Origin of the sequence: Sphingobium sp. Leaf26, assembly GCF_001421665.1 — a bacterium.
GTDB lineage: Bacteria > Pseudomonadota > Alphaproteobacteria > Sphingomonadales > Sphingomonadaceae > Sphingobium.
Window position 1 is genome coordinate 330,789 of record NZ_LMKV01000001.1, and the last position, 24,356, is coordinate 355,144.

At 59.8% G+C, this 24,356-nt stretch carries 22 protein-coding genes and 1 tRNA gene; 2 read left to right on the forward strand and 21 right to left on the reverse strand.

From position 1 onward, the window contains the following. The 5 genes from ASE85_RS22150 to ASE85_RS01595 form a co-directional block, all read right to left on the reverse strand. On the reverse strand, positions 1 to 975 hold the full coding sequence (locus tag ASE85_RS22150; protein WP_082462610.1) for a ParA family protein: 975 nt from the start codon (positions 973 to 975) through the stop codon (positions 1 to 3). A 215-nt stretch (positions 976 to 1,190) separates the two neighbouring features. Next, positions 1,191 to 1,928: a peptidase gene (locus ASE85_RS01580; RefSeq protein ID WP_056682417.1), complete on the reverse strand. Its 738-nt coding sequence runs from the start codon at positions 1,926 to 1,928 to the stop codon at positions 1,191 to 1,193. A gap of 65 nt (positions 1,929 to 1,993) precedes the next feature. Continuing rightward, positions 1,994 to 2,866, reverse strand: coding sequence for a transglutaminase family protein (locus ASE85_RS01585; protein ID WP_056682420.1), 873 nt, complete (start codon positions 2,864 to 2,866; stop codon positions 1,994 to 1,996). Between the two features lie 24 nt (positions 2,867 to 2,890). Continuing rightward, the gene (locus ASE85_RS01590; RefSeq protein WP_056682423.1) at positions 2,891 to 3,823 is read right to left on the reverse strand and encodes an alpha-E domain-containing protein; all 933 of its coding nucleotides are present in this window, start codon (positions 3,821 to 3,823) and stop codon (positions 2,891 to 2,893) included. Positions 3,824 to 3,974: 151 nt separating this feature from the next. Continuing rightward, positions 3,975 to 5,384: a circularly permuted type 2 ATP-grasp protein gene (locus ASE85_RS01595; protein ID WP_056682426.1), complete on the reverse strand. Its 1,410-nt coding sequence runs from the start codon at positions 5,382 to 5,384 to the stop codon at positions 3,975 to 3,977. A gap of 178 nt (positions 5,385 to 5,562) precedes the next feature. Here ASE85_RS01595 and ASE85_RS01600 point away from each other — a divergent pair, with 178 nt between their 5' ends. Beyond that, on the forward strand, positions 5,563 to 6,411 hold the full coding sequence (locus ASE85_RS01600) for an alpha/beta hydrolase (protein ID WP_056682429.1): 849 nt from the start codon (positions 5,563 to 5,565) through the stop codon (positions 6,409 to 6,411). Between the two features lie 97 nt (positions 6,412 to 6,508). After that, positions 6,509 to 6,585: transfer RNA gene (locus ASE85_RS01605), tRNA-Met, on the forward strand. Positions 6,586 to 7,005: 420 nt separating this feature from the next. Here ASE85_RS01605 and ASE85_RS01610 read toward each other — a convergent pair. The 16 genes from ASE85_RS01610 to traA all read right to left on the reverse strand — a co-directional run bounded on the left by ASE85_RS01610 (position 7,006) and on the right by traA (position 24,270). Continuing rightward, positions 7,006 to 7,671 (reverse strand): hypothetical protein, encoded by a 666-nt coding sequence (locus ASE85_RS01610; protein WP_235523147.1) that lies wholly within the window; start codon positions 7,669 to 7,671, stop codon positions 7,006 to 7,008. A gap of 4 nt (positions 7,672 to 7,675) precedes the next feature. Then, positions 7,676 to 8,842, reverse strand: coding sequence for a toxic anion resistance protein (locus ASE85_RS01615; protein ID WP_056682432.1), 1,167 nt, complete (start codon positions 8,840 to 8,842; stop codon positions 7,676 to 7,678). A 45-nt stretch (positions 8,843 to 8,887) separates the two neighbouring features. Then, a complete protein-coding gene (locus ASE85_RS01620; RefSeq protein WP_056682435.1) occupies positions 8,888 to 9,790 on the reverse strand; it encodes an HpcH/HpaI aldolase/citrate lyase family protein in 903 nt (300 codons plus the stop codon). Next, positions 9,787 to 10,887 (reverse strand): cysteine protease StiP family protein, encoded by a 1,101-nt coding sequence (locus ASE85_RS01625; RefSeq protein WP_235523149.1) that lies wholly within the window; start codon positions 10,885 to 10,887, stop codon positions 9,787 to 9,789. The genes ASE85_RS01620 and ASE85_RS01625 overlap by 4 nt, the downstream gene beginning before the upstream one ends. Position 10,888: 1 nt before the next feature. Further along, positions 10,889 to 11,635: a hypothetical protein gene (locus tag ASE85_RS01630; protein ID WP_056682442.1), complete on the reverse strand. Its 747-nt coding sequence runs from the start codon at positions 11,633 to 11,635 to the stop codon at positions 10,889 to 10,891. Continuing rightward, entirely contained in the window at positions 11,632 to 12,768 is a 1,137-nt protein-coding gene (locus ASE85_RS01635) for a phosphoribosyltransferase domain-containing protein (protein ID WP_056682446.1), read from the reverse strand. The genes ASE85_RS01630 and ASE85_RS01635 overlap by 4 nt, the downstream gene beginning before the upstream one ends. A gap of 70 nt (positions 12,769 to 12,838) precedes the next feature. Beyond that, on the reverse strand, positions 12,839 to 13,900 hold the full coding sequence (locus ASE85_RS01640) for a DUF4236 domain-containing protein (protein ID WP_082462611.1): 1,062 nt from the start codon (positions 13,898 to 13,900) through the stop codon (positions 12,839 to 12,841). Positions 13,901 to 13,907: 7 nt separating this feature from the next. Then, entirely contained in the window at positions 13,908 to 14,831 is a 924-nt protein-coding gene (locus ASE85_RS01645) for a S1C family serine protease (protein ID WP_235523151.1), read from the reverse strand. Positions 14,832 to 15,039: 208 nt separating this feature from the next. Beyond that, positions 15,040 to 16,041 carry an ATP-grasp domain-containing protein gene (locus tag ASE85_RS01650; RefSeq protein ID WP_056682452.1) on the reverse strand — a complete coding sequence of 334 codons (1,002 nt, stop codon included), beginning with the start codon at positions 16,039 to 16,041 and terminating at the stop codon, positions 15,040 to 15,042. Positions 16,042 to 16,079: 38 nt separating this feature from the next. After that, positions 16,080 to 16,661, reverse strand: a complete 582-nt coding sequence (locus tag ASE85_RS01655; protein WP_056682455.1) for a TerD family protein — start codon at positions 16,659 to 16,661, stop codon at positions 16,080 to 16,082. A gap of 62 nt (positions 16,662 to 16,723) precedes the next feature. After that, on the reverse strand, positions 16,724 to 17,296 hold the full coding sequence (locus ASE85_RS01660; protein WP_056682458.1) for a TerD family protein: 573 nt from the start codon (positions 17,294 to 17,296) through the stop codon (positions 16,724 to 16,726). Positions 17,297 to 17,347: 51 nt separating this feature from the next. Further along, positions 17,348 to 18,451: a DUF475 domain-containing protein gene (locus tag ASE85_RS01665; protein WP_056682462.1), complete on the reverse strand. Its 1,104-nt coding sequence runs from the start codon at positions 18,449 to 18,451 to the stop codon at positions 17,348 to 17,350. Positions 18,452 to 18,511: 60 nt separating this feature from the next. Further along, positions 18,512 to 19,669 carry a TerD family protein gene (locus ASE85_RS01670; protein ID WP_056682465.1) on the reverse strand — a complete coding sequence of 386 codons (1,158 nt, stop codon included), beginning with the start codon at positions 19,667 to 19,669 and terminating at the stop codon, positions 18,512 to 18,514. A 62-nt stretch (positions 19,670 to 19,731) separates the two neighbouring features. Beyond that, positions 19,732 to 20,316: a TerD family protein gene (locus ASE85_RS01675; RefSeq protein WP_056682468.1), complete on the reverse strand. Its 585-nt coding sequence runs from the start codon at positions 20,314 to 20,316 to the stop codon at positions 19,732 to 19,734. A 160-nt stretch (positions 20,317 to 20,476) separates the two neighbouring features. Continuing rightward, a complete protein-coding gene (locus tag ASE85_RS01680; RefSeq protein ID WP_056682471.1) occupies positions 20,477 to 21,235 on the reverse strand; it encodes a DUF6118 family protein in 759 nt (252 codons plus the stop codon). Positions 21,236 to 21,252: 17 nt separating this feature from the next. After that, positions 21,253 to 24,270 (reverse strand): Ti-type conjugative transfer relaxase TraA, encoded by a 3,018-nt coding sequence (gene traA, locus ASE85_RS01685; protein WP_056682474.1) that lies wholly within the window; start codon positions 24,268 to 24,270, stop codon positions 21,253 to 21,255. Positions 24,271 to 24,356: the final 86 nt, after the last annotated feature.

The following is a 24,356-nucleotide window of genomic DNA, read 5'->3' on the forward strand; positions in this document are numbered from 1 at the left end:
TCAGGCTATCCGTTTCAGGATTTCAGCTGACACTTCTGCAAATATTACTCTCGCCTCTTTCACCTTCGCGAAGTGCGCCCCTACCACACCGTCAGCAGCAGATAGCGAGAAAATTGGCTTTCTGTTAGATTGAGACATCGGTGCAAGACTGTGCAAATTTGGAATTTTGCCTACTTCATAAGGCTTTGGCGGCAGCAATTGCCCATTGAAATGCTTATCAATCTGACCGTCGATCTGTTTGATGATTTCGTCATAAGACTTGACGGGCCTACGCTCGCCACTTGCGTCACGTTTTGCAATGTATTGTTGAGAAACATAGCCAATGAATTTCGCACCATTAATTTCTTTGGCATCGAGAACTGATTCGCTCTGAACATCATGCTGAGGGCTATTTACCGCATAGTCCCAATTAGATTTCCATTTTTCCATCCATCGGCTGATATTCTCGAATGCCTTGAGAGAGAATATGTCGATAGACATAGGACTTATGAAGTAATCTGACGACAAAAGAACAGTTCTATTTATCGCGCCAAGTGAAGGGCTAACGTCAAAAAATACGTAATCATAATTTGTGAGATTTTTGAGCATCTTCTCAAAAACCATGGTGCTAGATAGGCCACGTGGCGTATTAAGTCTTGCCCATTCCTCCGCTAAAAAATCTTCCGCCATGGAAAGGCCAGGACTTCCGCAAACTACGTCCACGCTAAAGGCAGCTGATCTCTTCAGAGGAACGTGCGAAGCATGCCCTTCCCCTGCCATCAGACCCGCGAACAAGCTCTCGATATTTTTATTCTTATCCTCTATCTCGCCTGCGAGAACATCATCGTGAAAGAGATATTGTGATGCATTGCATTGGGGATCACAGTCAACAACGCAGACTCTTAAGCCCATTTCAGCGAAGTAGGCGGCGACATTACAGAGAAGGGTAGTTTTTCCTACTCCACCCTTATTGTTGAAAAAGGCTATGGCCTTCATTTTGCCTCCACGGTGGTGTTCCTTCGAGGAATTATCCTCGCGCTTTTCAGGCAAGTTCTATGAATACCCTGATAAAAATCTTAGCAAGCGCGTCAAGGTCTAACGCAGTGTGATAGATATTTGTAAATTCAGAATGCGTCCGCTTTCCGACACGGGGCATTGGCCTCTAAATGGCGAGTAGTGGCGCAAACCCGACTTTACGCCACCCCACCCCCTCAATCCAGCACGTTAGGCAAATCCTCGAACCCCTTGCGCAGCGCCGCGCTCCAGCCCTGGGAGATCATCAGGAATTCCTCATTGTCCGCCTCTATGCGGGTGCGGACGCGGAAGTCGTAGGTGTCGGTGGGGATCACCGTCAGGTCGAGCGGCATGCCGACGGACAGGTTGGAGCGCAGCGTCGAATCCATCGACACCAGCACCGCCTTGGTCGCGTCCTCCAGCGTGGTTTCGCGATGGATGATGCGGTCCAGGATCGGCTTGCCATATTTATGCTCGCCGATCTGGAAGAAGGGCGTGTCTTCCGTCGCCTCGATGAAATTGCCGGCGGAATAGATGAGATACAGGCGCGGCTTGCCGCCCTTGCGCTGGCCCGCGATCATGATCGACGCGCTGGCGCCGGAGCCGCCCATTTCGATGTTGGAGCGATAGCGGTGCTGCATGGTCTGCATCGCTTCGCCCACGATCTGCGCCACGCGGTACATGGTTTCGCAATTGAGGATGGTTTCGACGTCGGGGTCGAGCTGCGATTCCTTGATCGCCTTGCTCAGCGTCGCCTTCACCCCCTGGGTGATGGACAGGTTGCCCGAACACATCAGCGTGATCGCGCGCTCGCCCGGCACATGATAGGTGAAGCTTTTCCGAAAGCGCGCGATATTGTCCATGCCCGCATTGGTGCGGGTGTCGGACAGCATGACCAGTCCCTGGTCCACGCGCACGGCCACACAATAAGTCACGGCCCCCCTGATCTCCTGCTTCTCTCTGCCGCGATGCCTGAGTCGGACGCAGGCGGTCGCGTGGTTCAACCCGCAGAGTCGGGCGGCGGGGTGCTTTGTTGTTGCTGCCGTTGCAACTGCCGTTCCTCGACTCCGTCCTCCGCCTGCGCGATACGGACGTCGGCGTCAATCCATATGTCGCCCGCCACCATGACCGAGCCACGGATCGGCGCGGCTTCCTCCGCATCCAGACCGCTGGCGAGCCGCAGATAGCGTTCGGTGACGCAGACGCGGTTGGACGGGTCGAACCCGATCCAGCCAAGCTGCGGCAGGAAGGCTTCGGCCCAGCCATGGGTTTCGTGCAGCGCATCGCCCTCCCCCGCCAGCAGATAGCCGGACACATAGCGGGCGGGGATGCCGATCGAGCGGGCGGCGGCGATGAAGACCTGCGCATGGTCCTGACACACGCCCGCGCCCAGCGCGAAGGCCTGCGCGGCGGTCGTATCCGACGTGGTGACGCCGGCGCGATACTGGACCGCGTCGCTGACGGCGGAGGACAGGGCGTGGAGCGTGGCGAGCGGGCCGTCCTGTTCGGGCAGGTCGCGGGCCATGGCGGCGATGCCGTCCGATGCGCGGGTCAGCCGGGTGTCGCGCAGGAAATAGCGGGGATCGACCCGGCTGCGCAGATGCCCCACGACGCCATGGCTTTCGCGGGTGTCGACCAGCCCCTCCGCGACGATGGTCGCATGGTCGATCCGGTCGTGGCGAATCCAGATCGCCTCCCTCTCGCCATAGCTATTGGGGTGGAAGCCGGTGAGCGGCTCGCCATTCACGCTGACCTGCCATTCCAGCACCATTTGCGCGGGCGTATCGACCGGCATCAGCTTCAGCCGCATCGCCACCCGGCCGGCCCCGGCGGCGTAGCGATAGACGGTCTGGTGACGAACGAGCAATTTCATCGACGCCCCTCCCCCTGCCCCGGATCAACCGAAATGATAGGCCTGGGCGATTTCCGCGCCCAGCCTGTTGGTCATGGACAGGCCATGCTGCACCGTTTCGTGCAAGCCGAAGCGGAAGATTTCGCCGCTGTCCAGCGTCTCCAGCGCGGTGACCATTTCCTGTACCGTGTCGTTGCTGGCCGCGCGCGCATCATGCCAGCCCGCGAGGCGATTGAGCCTGTAGGCCAACTGGTCGTAGCAATAGGCGACGCTGCGCGGGAACAGACGGTTGAGCATCAGGAAGTCGGTGATCTGCCAGGGCGTGTAGGTGCCGCCATAGACATGGTGATAGGCACGGCTGCCCGACAGCGCGTGCAGCACCGACGTCCATTGATAATGGTCGCGATTGCCGCCGATCACTTCGGTTTCGGGGAGCAGGACATAATATTTGACGTCCAGCAGCCGCAACGTCATCTGCGCCCGCTCCAGCGCGGAGCCGCAGCGCAGGAAGTCATGCCCTTCGTTGCGCAACTGGCCCGAATGGGCGGCACCGCGGAAGGTCATGACGCGGGTCTTCACCCAGTCGATCAGCGTGGGGAGTTGCTGGCGGGCTTCGCCGACGTCGTAGCTGTCCAGCTTGCGCCAGCCTTCGTTCAGCGCTTCCCACATGTCCTGCGTCAGCATGGTGCGCGCCGATTTCGCGTTGGCGCGGGCTTTCAGCAGGCAGGAGCGGATCGAGGACGGGTTGTCGGGGTCCAGCATCAGGAAGGAGACGACGTCGCTTTCGGTGACGATCGTGCCTTCGGGAAACTGGTGGCCCGATCCGGTGGCCCGCACGACGGAGCGCCATTCGTCGCGATGATGCGCGCCGGGCAGGATCGCCATCCGCTGCCCCATGGTCAGCAGCCGCGCGGTCGCCTCCGCCCGCTCCATATAGCGCGCCATCCAGAAGAGATTTTCGGCGGTCCGGCTCAGCATCGCTTTCCCCCCCTCCCCTTCAGGGGAGGGGCCGGGGGTGGGGCTTCGCCCCAATCGCCGCGCCCGGTTGCCAAGCCCCACCCCAACCCCTCCCCTGAAGGGGAGGGGCTATAATAGGCGTGGGTGAGCATGATTTTCTCCATGACCATCATCAGTCCTGCATCACCCAGGTATCCTTCACACCGCCGCCCTGGCTGGAATTGACCACCAGCGACCCTTCGGTCAGCGCGACGCGGGTCAGGCCGCCGGGGACGAGGCGGATCTGCTTGCCGACCAGGCAATAGGGGCGGAAGTCCGCATGACGACCGACCACCGCCGCCGGGCCGAGCGTCGGCACCGTGGACAGGTCCAGCGTCGGCTGGGCGATGAATTCGCCGGGATTGGCCCTGATCCGCGCGGCATAGGCGGCGACTTCATCCTTGGTCGACTTGGGACCGATCAACATGCCGTAGCCGCCCGACCCATGAACCTCCTTGCCGACCAGTTCATGGAGATTTTCCAGCACATATTGCATTTCGTCGGGCTTGCCGCACTGCCAAGTCTGGATATTGTCGAGGATCGGCTTTTCGCCCAGGTAAAAGCGGATCATCTCCGGCACGTAGATATAGACCGCCTTGTCGTCGGCGATGCCCGATCCGGGCGCCGACGCCAGCGTGACGCCGCCATTGCGATAGACGTTGAAGATGCCCGGCACGCCCAGCAGGCTGTCGGGGCGGAACACCAAGGGATCGAGATATTCGTCGTCGATCCGGCGGTATATGACGTCGACCGCCTTCGGCCCCAGCGTGGTCTTCATCCACACCCGGTCGCTGTCCACGAACAGGTCCGCCGGCTCGACCAGTTCCACGCCCATCAGGTCGGCAAGGAAGCTGTGCTCATAATAAGCGCTGTTGAGCGAACCCGGCGTCAACACGACCACCACCGGATCGCCCTTGCAGGCCGGCGGCGCGACTTCCTTCAGGCTCTTGAGCAGTTCGGCGGGATAATCGTCCACCGGCGCGACGATTCCCTGCGCGAACAGTTCGGGGAACATGCGCGTCATGATCTCGCGGTTTTCGAGCATGTAGGACACGCCCGACGGGGTGCGGCAATTATCCTCCAGCACCTCGAAACTGCCGGGGCCAGTGCGCACGATGTCGATGCCGACGATATGGCTGTAGACCTTGCCCGGCGGACTGAAGTCGGCCATTTCGGCCAGATAGGCGCTGTTGCGGTAGATGATGTCGGCGGGCATGACGCCGGCCTTCACGATTTCGCCGCGATGATAGACGTCGTGCAGGAAGGCGTTCAGCGCCCGCGCCCGCTGACGGATGCCCTTGTCCAGCACGCGCCATTCGTGCGCGGTGAAGATGCGCGGCAGCAGGTCGAACGGGATCAGCCGTTCCGGGTCGCCACCCTCGCCATAGACGGCGAAGGTGATGCCGATGCGGCGGAAGATCGCCTCCGCCTCGTCCATGCGGCGATTGAGTCCGGCAATGCCCGTTCGCTCCACCCACTTCTGCACCTCGTCATAGCAAGGGCGTATCGAACCATCCGGCTCAAACATTTCATGGAAGGGCAAGTGGACGATCCTCCCTCGGCCAGCGGCCGGTTGTGCATTGCAATATGTGTGCGCCGCGCTGTGGCGATTGCAAGGCAAAAATGGCGAAGCGGAAAAAGGTTTCCTGCCGGTTCATGATATATGGCGGAAACGCGGTTACATTTCGTTTCTGCGCACAGCTTTTGGGGGACTGTAAGGGATGAGCCGTTTCCGCCGGACTTTCACCGCCTGCCTGATCGCCGCATCGCTGACTCTGGCCGGCTGCGCGGGCGCAGTGCGCGACCAGATCTACCAGGCGAGCGATAAGACGATCGACATCGCCCAATGGACGCATGTTCGACCACAGCCCTTCCCGGTGAAGACTGCGGACGGCCTGTCGCTGACCGGCTATTACTGGCCCGGCGAACCGATGGATCGCGACGTCATCCTCTTCTTCCACGGACGCGGATCGAACCAAGGCGTTGCCGCGCGCTATGCCGAACATCTGACCGGCAGGGGCGACCATGTCATCGTCGTGTCCTATCGCGGCTTCGGCGGCAATCCGGGCAGCCCGACCCAGGCGAGCATGGTAGACGATGGCCGCCGCTTCATCGCGCAGGCCCGTACCCTGATCGGATCGAACGCCCGCATCTTCCTGGTCGGCCATTCGCTGGGCGGCGCGGTGGCGCTGCATGTCGCCGCGACGATGCCGGTGGCCGGCGTCGTCACCCTCTCCACCTTCGACAAACTGGCCGAATCCACGCCGGGCGGCATGAGCGCCCTGCTGCCCGACAAATGGAACAATCTGGACGCCGCGACCAAGATCAGGGCGCCTTTGGTGATGATCCACGGCACGGCCGACGACCGCGTCGACATGGGCCAGGCCAGCGCCCTGTTCGCCGCCGCCGGCCACCCCACCGACTGGCTGATCGCGCCGGGCGCCGGTCATAATCCCGACATGGCCAGGCTCGGCCCGCTAGTCAGCGAGGCGGTGGAAGCCGTGGATGACGACGCATTGGGGAAGTATCCGACGACGCTGCCGGCCGGCTGGGAGGTGCGCCGAAAATGATCGCGCAACTTTTCTGCACAGCGCTGTTGACCACCCTGCATCCCCTGCGTATAGCGCCGCCTCACCGCAGGGCGAAGCGCCCGGCGAGGCCCTTTGGGGCGGAGTAGCTCAGCTGGTTAGAGCAGCGGAATCATAATCCGCGTGTCGGGGGTTCAAGTCCCTCCTCCGCTACCAGTCAAGGGGTTTATCGTGTTGTTTTTACACGATAAACCCCAGACCCCCAAAATATAAGACCACGTTTGTTCCCACGTTTTGAGTGGGCTGCCGTGGTATGATTCGGAACAGATCGGGCTCTCTAGAGCCAATTTAATCGTCATCACTCACGGAATGAGGGTTGTCGGGCTCTAATCCGCGCTGAGACTAAACGCCCAGAAGGTCCGGTCAGACGTGAAGACAGGCATTGACCGCGCGGAGCTACCATCAGCCGTCCAGGCTATAAAGTTGCATTGTCCGAAATGACGAAATGAGCAAGGCTAGATTTGTCGATAGATGCAATAAATAACGTAGCACATAAGCGCGGAGATTCACAGATAGATACGGAAAACTGGCTGCCGACAATGATAAACGCTTTTGAGTTACTTATAGACCTAACCATTACTTAAACGGATCGTCATCATCCGAATATTTCTGTCCTATAAATTTAATATTGTTGGCGAAAGCATCAATATCGTGCTGTGCAAGATTTCTGAGAATATCATCAATCTTCGATTGCATCTGATCAAGGCTCTCGTTGAGCTTGAAACTCGCCGATTTCCCTGTTCTGCGAAAAATTTCTGACCTGTGGGCGGCTGGGATGTCGATGTAGCTTTTGACCAGCTTGGGCAGGTGAAGATCACGCATTTGCTCGACATCAACCCGATTGAAGCTCGGAATTTCTTCGCGGCTCATCGCCACTTGTACGCCCTCTAAACTGGCCAGTATACGTCGAATACGGTCTTGGGCACCGGAAGGCACCCGCTCGTCTTCATAATCCACTACAATAGCGGGAACAGGCGATGGCGATCGATGATCTTCCGATACAGGCGGAACTGGAGTCTTGCTGAACAGGCGACTCAGCCTGTCGACGATACTCATTGCGAAACTGCCCCCATTCCTCGCCCCGCTGCGGTTCTGCTGCCTACCCCTCATAAGCCTTGCATCAAGGGATACCAAGTTGGCTTTCGGTATTCGGCGCGCACGTCTGGACGCATGTGTCGCACGCCAGATGAGCAGCGCAACCATGCTTGCCAAGCCCAGCAATAACAGGAACAGCAACCACATCGGGTTAGCCCAGTGAAAGAAGCGATCCCGACGGCGTTCCGATGTCACTCCCCTGCGATCGGGCGACGTAGCCCCTTGCCTTCTCGGTCTCGCGTGAAAGCACGTCTACCGTCGTTTTCATGTTCGCGAGCGCTTTCCCTTTGAACTCGTCGACCGCGTCCATCGTGGCATAGATGTTGGCGAAGGCACGTTGCAGGGTTTCCACCTGAATGGTGGCGGAGGCGGCCTGCTCGTGAATTTGCGCGCTATTGCTTTTCAGCAGATCGCTCGTGCTTTCGATCATGTTGGAGGTCGTGGTGTTGAGCGCGCTGATTTGATCGAGAACGAGTTTCTGACTCGCGAGTGCCTGTGCGACGGTGACAGCGGTTCGCAGTGCCGCGATGGTTGTGGTCGACGCTCTGTCGACACCCTTGATCAGTTCGATATTGTTCTTCTTGATGAGATCGAGTGCGAGATAGCCTTGCACCGTGACGGCCATTTGCGTCAGCAGATCGGTTGACCGTTGGCGAACGTAAAACAGGGCAGACTCGCGCAGGGCCTTTGCCTTGGCGGGATCGCTTGCCTCGATCAGATGCGCTCGATCCTCGATCTTCACGTCGAGCGTTTTCGAGATGTGGATCATCTGTTCCAGCTTGCCCATCAATTCCCACATTTTCCGCCGTTCGCCATCGATGGCGATATTGTCCTGAAGCAGGCTGTCCTTCCCCCGCGCGAGCGTGACTAATATGCCGTTGATGTGGCTCTGAGCGGACTGATATTTGTCGAAATATGCCTTGAGCTTGTCGCCAAACGGGATGAAGCCGAACAGCTTGCGCGGCTGGAGCAGTGGACCATCACGGGACGGGTCAAGTCGCTCGATCACATGGCGCAACTCAACCAGCGAGCCGCCGACACTGCCTTCACCATCCATGGACCGGGTCGGCCGGTCGAGGAAGCGATTGCTCTGCGTTGCCAGCGCCACAACCTCGCGCTGCCCAAGATTGTTGAGCTGCGCGACCTTTGACCCAAAATCCGGGCTGTTGGCATCTAGCGCAACCAGTTCGGCCACATACGCGTCTGCCTTACTTTCAAGCTGACTCTTTACGCTACCATCGATGGGCACCAGTCCTGCTGCTTTTTCCACCGGGACAGCTACGACGGGTGCGGGAGCTTCCAATATCAGATCACTCATGAAACAACGCCTTCAACGAAATGGATAGGGGAAGCGCGCACCAATTCATGCCACCATAGTCTGCGCGGGCAGAACGGTGCCCGCAACGCCATATGTCTGGGCGCGCTGGATGATCGTCCCTGCCCAGCGACTATGTGTCGCCGGCTCACACATGCTTCCTTCGGATCCGAATACGGCAGGCGCCTGGCTGTCGAGAATCGAACGCGCATCACACATGTCAGCGAGCGTCGGGCGATAGGCCTGTTGAATGGGCGCGATCTGACATGGATGGACAGCCGTTTTTGTCAGCAGGCCATGTTCCAGATCCAGTTCGACTTCCTGGGCAAGTAGAGCCTTGTCCCCAAAATGCTCAAACACCGGCGCCGCCACGCCGAAGCCATGAGGCAGGAAGCAAGCGGCAATATTACGGATCGCGGTGCCTAGCGGACCTTCATAGGCTGTCCGACTGCGCGACCGACGCAGAGCCAGTAGGCCCAGAATGTCGTTTCCGCCGATACGAATGGCGGGGACACGGTCGACATAAGGCAGCAGGAAATCCCTGAGGCGTCCAAGCGCTGCGATGTCGAATGCCTCGTCGCCTTCGATCGTCGGCATGAAAGAGTGTTGCTCATGCACCAGCACGGAGAGCCAGTGCGCCAGATTGGCTGTCGTTGTTTTGGGCAGCACGAATCCGGCGATGGCGTCAGCGCCCGGCATCTTGAGGATACGAACCAGCATTTCGATATCGCGCGGTCGAACGAACACATGGATCTTTGGTGGAACTGCGTGAAACGCGTTGAGGATCGCGCCTAGCGCCCGCTCGGCTTGGGGAACCTCGTTGTCGCGAATGGCATCCTCCAGGCAGATCGCCATCGAGCGCTGATCGGGAATGGTGCCATAGGCATTGTCGAGCGCGGCTGGATTGAGGGCCGGCGTGTAGAGGGTGGCACCCAGTTCGATCGCGTTCATTCTTGCTCGCCCCTCAATTTCTTAATGATGGAAACAGCACGGTAATTGAGGAGATCGCGCTCAATGATGTCAACGCCAGACTGCGCGGCAAGGTGCCGCATGTGCTGGATTTCCGGGTCTGCCATATCTCTGACGAACACCTTGTCCGGCACCCGTCGCAGGATTGCTCTCGTCGCTTCGGCGATCCCCGGCTTGATCCGATTGACGTCGCTTATGCCGCATTCCCGCATAAGGCCATCGAGCAGGTTCTGACAGCGCGCCTTTGCATTGCTCGCAATCGCTAAAGACCATCTGCTGAGGCCGCTTTCAACAGGCGCTGCCTCGATCGCGGACAGAAATGCGTTGGAGATGTCGTATTGGCGATGCTCTTGCTGAAACAGGCAGGCGTGGAAATCATCTGGCCCAACCAACTCGCGGGTCAGCACAGATCGGCTGATTAAGCCCGACACGATGCCATTCAGCAGGCCACTGGGAATGACATAGTCCTCCGTCGTTGCCGCGAGTGATGCCTGGCCTGCCGGGTCCGCTACAACTGTCAGAAAGGGCTGGAAGCCAAGACCAGTTTCTTCGACCGATTTGTCCAACTCCTGTCGGATGGCTCCTTTGCCGGTCCACCCATCCAGAAAAATCGCCTGTTCCGCGCCGTGGCGGTCGAAGATATATTGGAGGGCGTTACGGTCGATGCCCCGCCCACGGATGATGCTGATCGAATAATGATGTGCGACGATCCCGATGCGTTCGAGCGCGCGCTTTAAGAGCACCCCGATCGGTGTCCCAGCGCGAGCAAGGGAGATAATCACACATGCGCTCTGCGTCTCGGGTCGGGCGGCGATTCCGCGCGCCAGCGTCTCGATATGGTTCCGCAGGCGACCGGCGTTTCGCTCAAGCGCCGCATGATACAGCGTCATATACCGGGAGTCCGGCACCTTCTCAGGGGAGAGCATCTCCGAGTAGTGCTTGATGCCAGATTGAATCATCTTCTCTTTCTCAGCTACGTTCACATGCTGGATCGCTGAGGGTTTCAGCAAAATGTGCACATCGCGCGGATCGAAAGAACCGGAGAAATGCGGCTGAGATGTGTCTGGTGGGATGGCCACATTAATTGATCCAGTCATTGCCCGCCGTCACAGTTCGCCAAAGTTGGGATTGGGTGGGCGTCATCGCGTAGTCGCAAAGGTCCATAAACCCGACATCTGATAGGCTGTCTCCGATTCCGACGATGGGCGAAGCGGGTTCATCCACGCGAAGCTTCTCTATCAGGTAGCCAGCCGCATGGCGCTTGTTCAGCCATTGGGGCAGATAGGCGAGGTTATTGCCGTTGCGATGGATGCGCCATCCGGCGGGAAGACGGTCGGCTGACGCTGCGCTGAGATCGGCCAGCACCCCATGATCCGGGCCGTTGGTCTTAATCACGATAAAAAGCGGCAGTTCGTTCTCATCCACGATCCAATGCCGGTAGCCGGCCTTGTCCAGATCGGCGGTCAGCATGCCATAAACGTCAGCTATCGGATCCGTGGTCTGCGCCTGCGCCATCAAATGATCATGCCACGCCTGATCGATGGCTCCCCCCGGCGCAATGACGCAACCGCCATTGGAGCAAATGGCCGGAGCCTGCTCAATATGAACGCGCGCCAGCACATCGCGGCTGCGAGCGGTAACAGGTATCACCTTCCCGATCCGTAGCCATGACAGAAGGTTTTGCTGGGGCTGGGTCGCGTAGCCGCTGGGGCTGCCATCGACCAACCGGCTCATCAGGCGCAGTCCCTCGCCCGTGCCGCCTGGACATTTGCCGACCGTCTGGAACAAAGTGTCGTCCAGATCGACAAGCGCGATCGGCTGACTCATGCAGCTACTCCATCAGCAGGATAATGGCAGAGCAGCGTTTCCACAGGCAAATCAGTCCCTAGCTCCGCGAGCGCAAGCCGGGCTTCCGCCAGCTGTTCGCCATCAACTTCGCTGACGATAACGATCCTGTCGGGCGCATGCGCCAGAATATTATAGAGGAAGCAGGGGGCACCGCTCCCATAGGCATCGGAAAAGCGCGACACGCTTTGCATGGCTGACCCGATCAGGGCTGGCGTGCGCGTGATGCATTGGACGGCGGCTATACCGCCTTGTCGTTCCACCTCCTCCGCGACGAGCAACGCCTCATAGGAGTGCTCACCATCCCCGAGTACCAGAACCCGCTCTCCCGTGCGCACGGACAGTGGCGAACGTCGTGCTGCCTCGGCATCATAAAGCCCGGTTCTACTGCGCATCCCGGCTATCGGTGCGGCGCCTGCCCCATTGGTGGTGGGAGCCAGTTGGGTCTGTCCAATCATAGCACCCGCCTCCCAATGCATTGTCCCGTGCAGGATCGCATGGCTGCGCGCAGTCATGGGCATATCACCAAGATAGTCGCCACCGCTCCAGTCAGTGATGCAGCATGTTTCGACCGCTTCCAAGGCGGGCATGACAGCAGCCAGAGCGTCCGCAGCGGCAACGTAGGTCTTGCCCGTGCTGCATTCGTCATCGACGATTACCAAGGCGCGCGCTGATCTGGCTTTTGCGGCAAGATCGCTATTCGAGACCTGAACACGGTGGGTTGTCGCATGGCTGTGCCCCTCCTCGAAAGCAGCCAGCAAGATCGCTCCCTCGACCTTCTGGCGCGCCGTCTGAAGGTAAACCGCATCGACATCAGGCCTCCGCGCGCGGAAAGCGGCAAATATGCCCTGTCCTAGTGCAGTGGCAGTCTCGGCCATGCCCAGGAACACGACAGGTTGCGGCATATCGGCGGGCAATCGGCTGGCGAGGTCGTGCATCGAAGCACGCATCGTCTTAGGCGTTGCCGGCAGGTGTCGACCCAATATCTTGGAAACGACAAGGAAGCCACGCTTGGGGTTCGCCCGCGCTGCGAAATCACACAGATCGTGCAGATGGGGTCCTTGATCGACAGTCAGCGACAGCGTTCCGGTGGGCAAGCAGATCGTTTCTTGCATGGTGATCGGGGTTATCTTTCAGGTAAGGGCGAAATGTCGAAGAACACGATAGTCCAGCGGAGATGCTCCGTCACTGGAGCGGCTGCTGCACCAGGAATATCCCGCGCCCATTGGTTTCGATGCGAGCGCCGTGTCGCCGTAGCAGGTTCTGCGGATCGATCTCGTCCACCGCCCTCCGATCTATCTGATCCCATGCGGTGCGAGAGATTTCCACTGTGGCGACATAATCATCCTCCGACTGCCCCGAAGAAATTTTCCTCTGCGTGTAGGCCGAGACGGCCACTGTTTCGATCGCAGTGCTGGTAGCCATGGAATGGCCGATAAGGCGCAGGATCAATGAGCAGACATGGTCCACATAGCAAAATGCGATTTTTTGCTTCGACAATGGCTTCAGCGCGAGCTGAAGACTGCGGCGGTCCGCCGTCCATTGGGAACTAGGCATGTCTTCAATCTCCGGCAGGTCCACATCCAGCAGCAGACGGCCCTGGCGAAGTGAGATGGCGATGTTGGTTTCATGAGGCCAGTCTAGCTGACCTAGACTTTGCAGGAGCGCGTTTTCGAGAGACTCCTGATCGGGGCCATTATTTGCCATCTCCGCGCGCCAACGCATGAGAGCCTCTACAAATGCATCCTGCGATCCGAAAGATGCCCGATCAGGCTTTGTCGAGTTCCCGGCGCGGACCGTCGCCACCATGTCGGGTATGTCGTGATGCATTCGGCTGAGCCTGTCGAAAGCCGCGTTACGAGCGCTGACATGTTCTTCCATAAATTCCGTGAGCTGTTCGCCCATAGCTGTCTTGGCCGCAGAGATGAGGCGGTCATCAATGGGGTGGCCAGCTTCATCGAAGAACTTGATCCGATCGCCATCCATTCGAGCGTTGAACCGTGCTGGCAGGCTCGGACGTTCTTCCGCGACGCGCTTTGTTGACCGTGGCTTGGCGGAAGAGGGTTTGTCCAGGCGTTCGCGGTAGCTGAGCCCAGTGCCCGGCAACCCCACATTTCCAAAGATGCCGCGCTTACCGACCGTGACAGATGCACCGCGAGGACCAACGGACAAGGATGCGCCGGACAGGCCTAGATTGACGCGAACGCCCGGAAGGATCGAAATTCGCTTATTGAACCTGAAACCCATGGCGACCTTACATCTCCACCAAAATGCTGACCACGCTGTTGCGGAGGCGATGCACGACGTTTCGCCGGTCGCTGTCGGAGGAGAGCGGTGTGGACGACGGCTGAAAGCCCGCAGCGGCCATCATCTCATGGACCATGACGCTGCGGATGCCGAAGTTCACATTCTCCGAGATCGAGCCACGTTCCCGCATCTGGCCATGCGCAAGGGACGCGGAGGTGATGCCGACCAGATTGCCGCATTCATCAATAATCGCCCCGCCAGACGATCCCGAACCGATGGGTGCGGTGAACTGGAAGCGGGACACGTCACCGCCGCTGCCGGTCAGGCCGGAAATATTCCCTGTCGTCACCTTGAGGTCCGCACCCAGCACATTCATCAAGGGATAGCCCGATGCCAGCACACCTTCGCCCAGCCAGATAGGCGCACCAATCCGCAGCGGTATCGGTAAACCGTCCACTGGCCCCTGCAACAAGGCAAGATCATGAAGCTGGTCGACCGCCAACGGCGTTAAAGCGTTGCCCGATCGGCCGACTTGGAATTTGACGCCATTTTCGATGACGTGGGCATTGGTAACGATCAAACCCGGTGCCACGACGACGCCGCTGCCTGAAGCCTGATGCACGCCCGATCGGCCAGGAGGGGCACCATCAAAGCGATCCCGCTCACTTCCACTCTCACGCGATGGACGGAAGGGAAATTCGATCCGGTCGAACTTGCGGGCACGCGAATAAGCGTCGATGCCAAATGTGTAACCCTCGTTCGATACCTTCATGCGACGTGCGCCATTTTTGGTATAGATCTCTGCCAGAATCACCACAGCCAACTGCTGGCCGGGCAGCGGCAGAGTATATGCCTCACCTGCTATGCTGATCCCGATGGGATAGCTATCGTTGACAAAACCTCCCGACCTGTCGTCCATGATATAGGCCAAGATTTCCAGCGGTTCTCCTAGACTTGGCAGAGATGTGCAGTGCCATCGTCCGTTTGTTCCGGAAGTGAAAGGCAGGACCGCGCCATGGCTATTTACCGCGCAGATAGCAATCCGCGCAGCGTCTTGCCTATCAATCGTTACGGCCCACTCGCCATCCGGCGTGATGGCGATACGCTGACCGGGCAATGCTGCGTTCACTGGCACCCCACTAAATTGAAACCTGCTCGACGCTGCTGACGAACCGAATGTGCGTATCAACAACGTTGCGACCGACATTGTCGGGCGTGATCATGCCAGTCAGTAGGCGCGCCCAGTCAACCAGAATGCCGCACCCGACGCTTTCGGAATAGACAGACCCTCCTGCCGGACGCGCGTTGATCTCCAGTATTTTCCAACTGCCATCAGCATGGCGTCGAAACTGTGCATTCACGACGCCACTCAGGCCGAACATCGCGACGAGGCTTGCTACATGGTGTTCGAGCAGATGCGCGCTCTGCACGGCCTGGTCGCCATTGGGCAGTTTGGTGCGGGCGGCATATTTCAGCAGCTGACCGTCCTGGCACAAAATGTCGAACGACACTTCTGGTCCCGGTAGATATTCCATGAGGACAAGGTCGTGCGCCGCACCCTCCTGCTCCTGCTCACGCAGGGCGGAAATGTAGAGGTCGCTGCGGATCCTGCGGGCATCGGGATTGCGAAGATGGCGCATTGGCCCATCCTTCGTCAAAATCCAGAAGCCCTCGCCGTTCACACCGTTGCGTGGCTTGATGCAGGGGATCGCTGCCGGGCCTTCTCGCCCTGCATATTCAGCGATGGCCCGCTCCAGTGAATCGCTGTCGGCGACGAGCTGGGTCGGGAGGTGGCAGTCGATGGCGCTCGTTGCTTCTGCGAAGGCATATTTGTCTTCGAGCAGCGCAAGCGTTGGAGGGCTGGCTGGCAGCGCCACCTTGCAGGGCAGGTCTGCCGCAGCGACAAGCGCCCGATATCGTGTCGGCACGAAGACATCGATGCCGTAACAACTAATCTGCTCGCTCACCCAATCGAGATAGGCGGCCGTCGTCCCCTCGGGTTCGACCCAGGTCACTATAGGGCCAGGGCGGGCTGGCAGTCCTTGACCAACGCTCGCATAGACTTCGAGGGAAGGCTCCGCGGCCATGATCGCAGCAGAAATCGGCGCGAGGGAATAGCCGCGGTTGAACCAGATGCGCATCAGTAGCTACCGGCAGGACGGGAATACCGGCTCATCATTTAGCCTAGATTGACGCCCATGCCGCCGGCAAGGCCCGCAAGGCCGCTCTGCCAGCCTTCGCCGACCGCTTTGACCTTGATGTCGCCCTGCGGCCCGCGATAGAGTTCGACGAAGACCATCGCGACATTGGTGCTGCTGTCCTCCGACAGGTCGTAGCGCGCCAATTCTTTCCCATCGGCATCGTTGACGACGCGAGCATAGGCGTTGGATACCGATCCGAAATTCTGCCGCTTCTCGGCGCCCTCATGGATGGTTACGGCGATCACGACCTTTTTCACGTCGGCGGGCAGGCGCGAAAAGTCGATCTTGATCGTCTCATCATCGCCAGCTCCATCTCCCGTGCGGTTGTCGCCGCCATAGACAACCGAGCCGTCAGGCGAGGTTTTATTGTTGTAGAAGATGAAATGAGCGTCGCTTATCACCTTCTCATTCTGTCCAAGGATGAAGGCGGAGGCATCGAGATCGAAGGCGTCGCCATCCGTCCGCCGGACATCCCAGCCCAGCCCAACCGTAACGGAAGTGAGGCCGGGTGCCTCTTTAGACAGCGATACATTGCCGCCTTTGACTAGGGAAACAGCCATCTACTTTCCTTTTAATCGAAATCGTAAAGCCAGGGGCCGGCCATCGTCGGCCCGTGTGTGAATCACCCTACGCTAACACCAAAATTGGTGGCGAGAGGGCCAAGACCACCCTTGAAGCCCTGCCCAACGGCCCGGAATTTCCAGTCGGTGCCATGACGATAAACCTCGCCCAGGATCATTGCCGTTTCGACCGATGCGTCTTCGGACAGGTCGTAGCGGACAACTTCAGTCCCGCTCTTCTGGTTGACCAGGCGAATGAATGCATTCGACACCTGGCCGAAGCTCTGGCCCTTGGTCTCGCCCTCGTGGATCGTCACAACCAGGGCTACTTTGTCGATGTCGCCTGGAATTTTCGACAGCGTGACCTTGATCTGCTCATCATCACCGTCGCCTTCGCCGGTGCGGTTGTCGCCTTGGTGCTCGACGCCCGCAACGACCTTATTGTTGTAGAACACGAAATCATTGTCGCTGCGCACCTTGCCGCTCGCGGCGAGCAAGAAGGCTGAAGCGTCAAGATCGAAGTCCGCGCCATCGGTCGCACGAACGTCCCAGCCCAGGCCGATCATAATCTCATCGAGGGTCGGATCCTCCTTGCTGAGGCTGACATTGCCGCCCTTGGAAAGAGAAATAGCCATGCTCAAACACTCCTTGTGATCAACTGTTATAATTTCGCGCAGGCCAACAGATCAGTTCGCATGCGCATTGGTGATGATTTCGCCGGTGGGCAGAATCGCCTGAGCTTCGCCATCCTCCGCGTATTCATCGGGGAACAGCTTGCGGTGCCGAACAGATGCCCAGAGCGACAGCCCGATGATCACAGCGCCAATGAGCCCGGTAACGATCTCCGGGGTTTCGACACGGATGCTCAGCAGCATGATCGTCGCAAGCGCGATGATCGCGTAGAAGGCACCGGGCTCAAGGAAACGGAATTCCGACAGATGCCCGCCTCGGACCAGCGCCACGGTCATGGAACGAACGAACATGGCGCCGATGCCGAGACCGAGTGCGATCAGTATAATATCATTGGTGATCGCAAACGCCCCGATGACGCCGTCGAACGAGAAGGAGGCATCGAGGAACTCCAGATACACAAAGGCTCCTGCGCCGCTGCGGACGACCTGGCCGGTCGCTGCGTCCGTTTCGCCGCCTCCGATCCAATCGCCGAATTTCTGGACCGCGAAGAAGGTTGCAACTCCCGATAGACCGGCAATGAGGAACGTCTGCTGCTCATGTCCCGCAATCATGAAAGATAGGCCGACAATGATGGCAGCCGTCGCGATGTAGGGCGACAGGGGCACCTTTGCGAAAGCGGCGAGCGGGCGCTCAATAAAGCCCAGCCAATGATGCTCGCGATCTTCGTCGAAGAAGAAGCTCAGCCCGACCAGCATCAGGAACGCCCCGCCAAAGCCGGATATGCCGACATGGGCGCCGGTCACGATCTGTTCGTAGAGCTCGTGATCCGTCACGGCGATCCGCGTGGCTTCAACCGGGGACACCCAGGCGGAGATAGACACGATCAGGATCGGGAAAATGATCCGCATACCGAACACGGCGATCAGGATACCCCAGGTCAGGAAGCGTCGCTGCCACACCGGGTCCATATCTTTGAGAATGGATGCGTTCACCACAGCATTGTCGAGGCTGAGCGACGTCTCCATGACACCCAGCACGCAAGCCAGGAACACCATCTGAAGAGCAGGTCCCATCAGTCCGGTCTGCTCATAGCCCAACAGGCCCGCCAGCAGCAGCGCGGCGATCGTGAAGACGATCGATCCGTAGAAGTTCTTCATATTCCTCCTATCAAGGCCATGCGGCAGGCTTTGGAAATGCGATCCTATAGCCTCGGCGCGTCAGTCCTTCGAACCCGCTGCCCAACGCAGAATAATCCCGATGTCGTCGGCAAATGGCTTCTGGCTCTGATAATATCGCATGTGCCGATCCATCTGGAGCACGCCGTTCACATTCTCGATAACGGCTATCCCGCAAAGACGGCAATTGTCGCGACCTTCGTCCAGATGCACCTCCACCTCTGGTTGCCCAGGTATGGTCATGCGCACCACGCCATCGGTCTGCTGCCAGTTAGGGACGCCGTCATAAATGAGAGCGAACACGCCAAGGCGTTTGATGTTGTCGAAAAAGCGGCCGTTCACACGGATCGTTTCACCCGCCGCAACTGCACCTGTTCGGTCGTCGCCTGACAACTCGATCCACGGCTCCTGATCGAAATCGCCAAAGTTGCGGCCCAATGCCTGGATGCAGCCTTTGAAGCCGTCCTTCATCTCGAACAAGACGCCAAGATCGAGGTCGACGTTCTTGCCACCGCCGCCAAAAAAGCCACGTTTCTGCTGCTGCTGGCTCCAGTTCAGATTGAGGATAATCTCGCCGAACGTGGAACCCGTTTTCTTGAGGCTTACTCGACCGTTGGATTTCGCCAACGTGACCTTCTTCAGGCTGACGGGCGCAGCGGGTGGTGGTGGTGGCGGAGCGGCTGCTGGAGCAGACGGCGGTGGATCTGCCACGTCGCCTCCAAAATGCGCAATCAGGCTCGCAAGACCGCCGGCAAACCCGGCGGCAATCGTGCCGATACGCCAGCCGCTGCTGTGCCGGTAAATCTCGATCATCATCACCGCTTTCTCGGTGGTGAGGTGTTCAGCGACGTCGAACGACGCCTTCACGCCGTCCACAGTCACAATCAACGGTCGCGATTCAGCGATAGGGCGCTCGTCATGGGTCGCCGTGAAGACGACCCGGTCTATCATGAGCGGCAGTTTGTCGAGGTCGAGATTGAAAAGCGCCGTATCCGATAACGGCTGCAATGTGATTGCGTGTTCGGGGGAAGCCGTGTTGGAAAATAGCACGACATAGCGATCGTCGCCGATCTTTCGATCCTTGTTGAGGCCAAAGGCAGCGATATCGACGCCGTCCAGACCGAAATCGACCTTAATCGCGCAGTTATTGCCGACACCCAGATCTGAAAGGCCACGCTTCTCGCCGCGTTGTAACCGCATGCTATTCCCCCGTAACGTGCTTCATAGGTTTAGACGGAAATAGATGCCGTCACCCTTGATGTTCAGATCAGGCGCGCCGCGACAGAGACGAGATCCTGCACCGTGCGCCCCGTCGTCCGTTCACCGATAGCCTTGAAGGTCCATTGACCACCATCGCGCTTGACCGATGCCAGCACCAATCCAGTGTGGGAGCCAGTGTCCGAAATATCGAAGCGCGCCAGTTCGCGGTTGGTGCGGCTGTCAACGACCCGGCCAAAGGCGTTTTTCACCTTGTCGAAAGTCTGGCCGCGAAAACTGTTTACGGTCAGCACCAGCGTTTCGACATTTGCCGACAGAGCTTTAAGGTCAATCGCGATGGACTCATCGTCACCATCGCCTTCGCCAGTCAGATTGTCGCCGCTGTGGCGAATCGAACGGTCGTTGCTGACCAATTGTTGAAACCAGACTGTGTCGACCACCCCGCCTGACGCATCAAAGGCTATGCAAGACGCATCAAGATCGATGCTTCCGCCTCCACCACCCAGAATCTTTCCCAAGAAGCCAGACGACGCAAGATCCCATCCCACGCCCAGCATGATTGCGGAAAGGCCGTCACCGCCTTCCTTCTTTAGACTTACGGAAGCGTTTTTCTTCAAAGAAATGGACATGTCGCTCCTTTGCTATGCTGGCGATCCTAGACGGATGCCCGCCAATTGCTTAAAAATTATTGAGAAAGTATCTCAATAATTGCGGCTTATCCAGACCAAACCCCCTTTGGAAGCATTCTGTGGCGCTGGAGGCTATCGTGAATGATCCGCCTGATGGTATCTAGTCGATCATTACCCGTATCATGATGTTGCAGCGTACCGGCTCCTTGGCTTTTTCCGCCGCCCTTTCGCAAGCGGCAATGACGTCGCGGTTCTCGTGCGTCATGTCAGCGGCGTTCACTATGGCCTGCCAGCCTTCCGGGTTGTCGGCGCGCATCAGGCGAATGCCCGCATCCCATGGCGACGCCTCACCCATCGTGCGCGTCGCGACCCGTTCGGGCCAGCGCCAGCTTTGGGGCGCAAGGTTCGCCGCCCATCCCGGATAGAACAGCCAATGGAGCGATACCGCCAGCGCCGTGCCTATTCCTGCGTAAAGGCTGTGCCTGCGCTGCTGGTCCTTGGTGCGGCTAGCGCCGATAGCCCGCATCTGATCGGCATGGGCTTCGCGCAGAAGCCCCTGTGCCTGCTTGATGGTCGCCTTATCTGTTTCCCGCGCCGTTTCCGCTGACCCTATGATCCGCTCCGCCATGCTCTCCGGCGTCAACTGCATGGCGGGTGCTTCCATGATTTTCTTGGTCTGCCCGGCCAGCGTCGCGAGATAGCCGTTCATCTTGGCGAGTGTCGGCCCATAATCGGGGAATTCGATGCTCTGCCTCTCGATGGCGATATGCTCAAGCGCGCGGGCCATCACCGCCATGCGCCCGTCCAGCCGCTCTTCCATAGCGGCAACCCGCTCCGAGAGGTGCGCGAACGCCTCGGCGGCGGCATTGGGCCGGGGTTCCGGCTCCGGTTCGTTTAGAAGGCTCTGCTCGTCGTCCATGTCATGGTCTCCTTGGGTTAGCGGCTCATGCCGCGACCGATGTCGCGTCCGTGATCGAAGGGAATGGAGGATGCGAGATCGTGGGACAGGCTGCGGCCCATCTGCTGGCCGATCTCAAGCCCAAGTTCGCGACTGCGCAGGCCCAGCACCGATTCAAGCTGGGCATCGCGCTCAAGGCTTTTAGCCATGCCTGCCATCTGCTGTGCGGCACTCTTCGCCCCCCGGAAATTGCCGTCGCGCACCAACTCGGCATGATGGCGCTGCAACTGTTGCCAGCCTTCCACGAACCGGTCGGCCCGCTGGAGGGGGTCCATGCGGATTTCGGTTTCCAATTGCATCGCCCGCACGGCGGCTTGGCCGCGCCCCTCGGCGGCCTCGCGGACAAGCTCCGGACTACTGCGGAACGCGCTATTGAGGTCCGAAGAACCTTCGGGCCGGATTGCGTCCAGAGCATCGCGCGCCCTGTAGAACGCCTCGCGTTGGTGTGGCATGGCGTCGAGACCCTGCGCGCGCGTCTGCTGGATCGCTTGCCATGCCTTGGCATAGCGCTCCACCGCACCGCGCACGCCGCCTGCGCGCATCGGCTGCGTGTCATGTTCGGGCTGGCGCTGAACGGCCCGCTCCTGCGCGGGCGGCTCGGCCTTCGGCTGGAAGCCCGCAAATATGTCGCGTTCCTGCTGCGGCTGGATGTTCGGCCGGAAATTGTCGAAGATCCCCCGCGCTTTCTCGACGATGGGCCTGACGATTTCCGCGATCCGCTCGCCAAAGCTGATGCCACGCCGCTCGGCATATTCCCTCGCAGGGTCGGCGTGCGTGTAGTCGGTCGCCATATCCTTGCCGCGCTCGCGTGAGAGCGTGCGAACAAGCCGGGACTGATCGCGAAAATCGTCGCGGCCATAATAGAGCGCCATGCCATCACGGTGGCGGGACATCGCGACATAAGCCCCATGCCGATCCATCCCCGGCGTCGCCAGCACATGCGCCCTGTCCACCGTCATGCCCTGCGCCTTGTGGATGGTAGCGGCATAGCCATGGTCGAGGTCGCGATAGTCTTTTGTGTCGAACGATACGGAACGCCCGTCATCGGTGCGGACGAACATATGCCCTTCACTCACATGTTCGATGGTGCCTAGCGTGCCGTTTTTCACCTCAACGCTGCGCTCGTTGCGCAGGAACATGATGCGGTCGCCAGAGGCGAATAGGCGGTCACCGCGCTCGGTCTTCACCTGGCGCTCGTCGCCCAATTCACCCGCATTGCGCATCGCCGCGCGCGCTGCCTCGTTGAGGTCGCGCACCTCGGCATTGGTGTGGGTCAGGATGATGCGGCTGGCGTCGGGATCGGCTCGCCGTTCGCGATCCCAACGCTCGATGAGATCGCGCCGCGCGTCTTCGCGCGTCTCGGCCTGATGCACCATGCCCTTGTCGGCATAGGCGGCAATGGCCTCCCCGGTCCTGCCGGTCGCCAGATGCCGTGTAGCGTCCTGCTGCCATCCTTCATGCTGGCGGCGAACCTGGGTGATCTCGACGCCGCCATGGCGCTCATGGATCGCGCGGAACGCCGCGCCTGCCTCGATCGACTGCAATTGCTGCGGATCGCCGACAAGGACAACTTTAGCGCCAACGTCGGCGACATGGGACAGCACGCGCTCCATCTGGCGTGTGCCGACCATGCCCGCCTCGTCAATCACCAGCACGTCGCGGGCGGTCAGAAGGTCGCGACCCTGCGCCCAGCCATGTTCAAGTGCAGCGATGGTGCGCGACGCGATGCCGGAGCCGTTCTCCAGTCCCTCGGCGGCGATGCCCGCAAGCGCCGCGCCGCGAACATTAAGCCCTGCGCCTTCCCACACGTCGCGGGCCACGCCCAGCATGGCGCTTTTGCCGGTCCCGGCATAACCCAGCACCAGTGACAATCCGCGCTCGCCCGTTATATGGCGCAGCGCGGCTTCCTGCTCTGCTCCCAGAGCAAGGCCACCACTCTCGGCGGCGCGGTTGGCGTAGGTCGTCGCCGCCGAGAGACCATCGCTCCGGTCCATCGCAAGCCGGTCAGCGGCGCGGCTCATCCGCTGCTCGGTCTCGATCATCTCGCGGGAGGTAAACCGATCGTCGCCGCGCCCGTCCTTGCCCAGGGCGATCAGGTCTGGCGATCCCCTAACCGCGCGCATGGCGGCGTTGAACTGCTCCTGCCCATCACTATGCCGGTGAATGAACATCGCCATATCGCGGTTGGTGAATGTGGCCTGCTGGTGGGTGATGGCGTTGAGCGCGATGCCGGGATCAGCGATGATGCGTTCGCCATTCTCACGCGCAATCTCGCGGTGCATTTCGGCGCGGTCGGCTTCTAACCCCTGGCGCTCCATCCGGTGCGCGGGGCCGCCGATTTTGCTTTGCGGCTCAAGGTCGATGCCCTGATCGGCAAGGCTGCGGCGGTCGATGCGCGCATCGATGTCGAGTTCGGCAAGGCGCGTGTTGACGTGGGTCTCCCAGCGTTCGCGCCAGCGCTCGACATTCTCATGATCGTTCCACTCACGCACCTTCGCCCCGAAGCCAGGGGTGCCGTCTTCGCGCTGCACAACCTCTCGCATGGTGAGCATGACATGGGCGTGCGGCTTGGGCTGGCCGTCTGCCCCTATGGCTCCCCTGAGCGAAGTCGAAGGGTCCCAATGCACATTGAGGTCGGCGATCATGCCGTGATCCACAAACTCAGCGGACACAAAATCGCGGGCCAGTTCGATGCCCTGTGCCTTGGTCATTTCGCGCGGGATGGCGAACTCGACCTCGCGGGCAAGCTGGGCGTCCTTGCGCTTCTCGAATGCCTCGACATCGTTCCACAGCCGCTCGCGGTCGTGCCACTGTTCCGGCGCGCCTTCGGGCAACATGATTTCGCTATGCTCGACGCCGGAGCGGGCGCGGAAGTCATGGTCGCGGTCAAGGCGCTCGTCGTGCAGGCGTTCGCCCGCGCGATAGGCCGCAGCGGAGACGGCGGAGCGGCCCGCAGCGCGACTGATGACCTGAAYGGAGAAGTGGAAGATCGCCATGACGATCGTCCATCTACTATGCTCAAGCGCACGTCGGAACGACGTATAAGCGCGCCCTTCTCGAAAATTTCTCGGACAAGCCACGC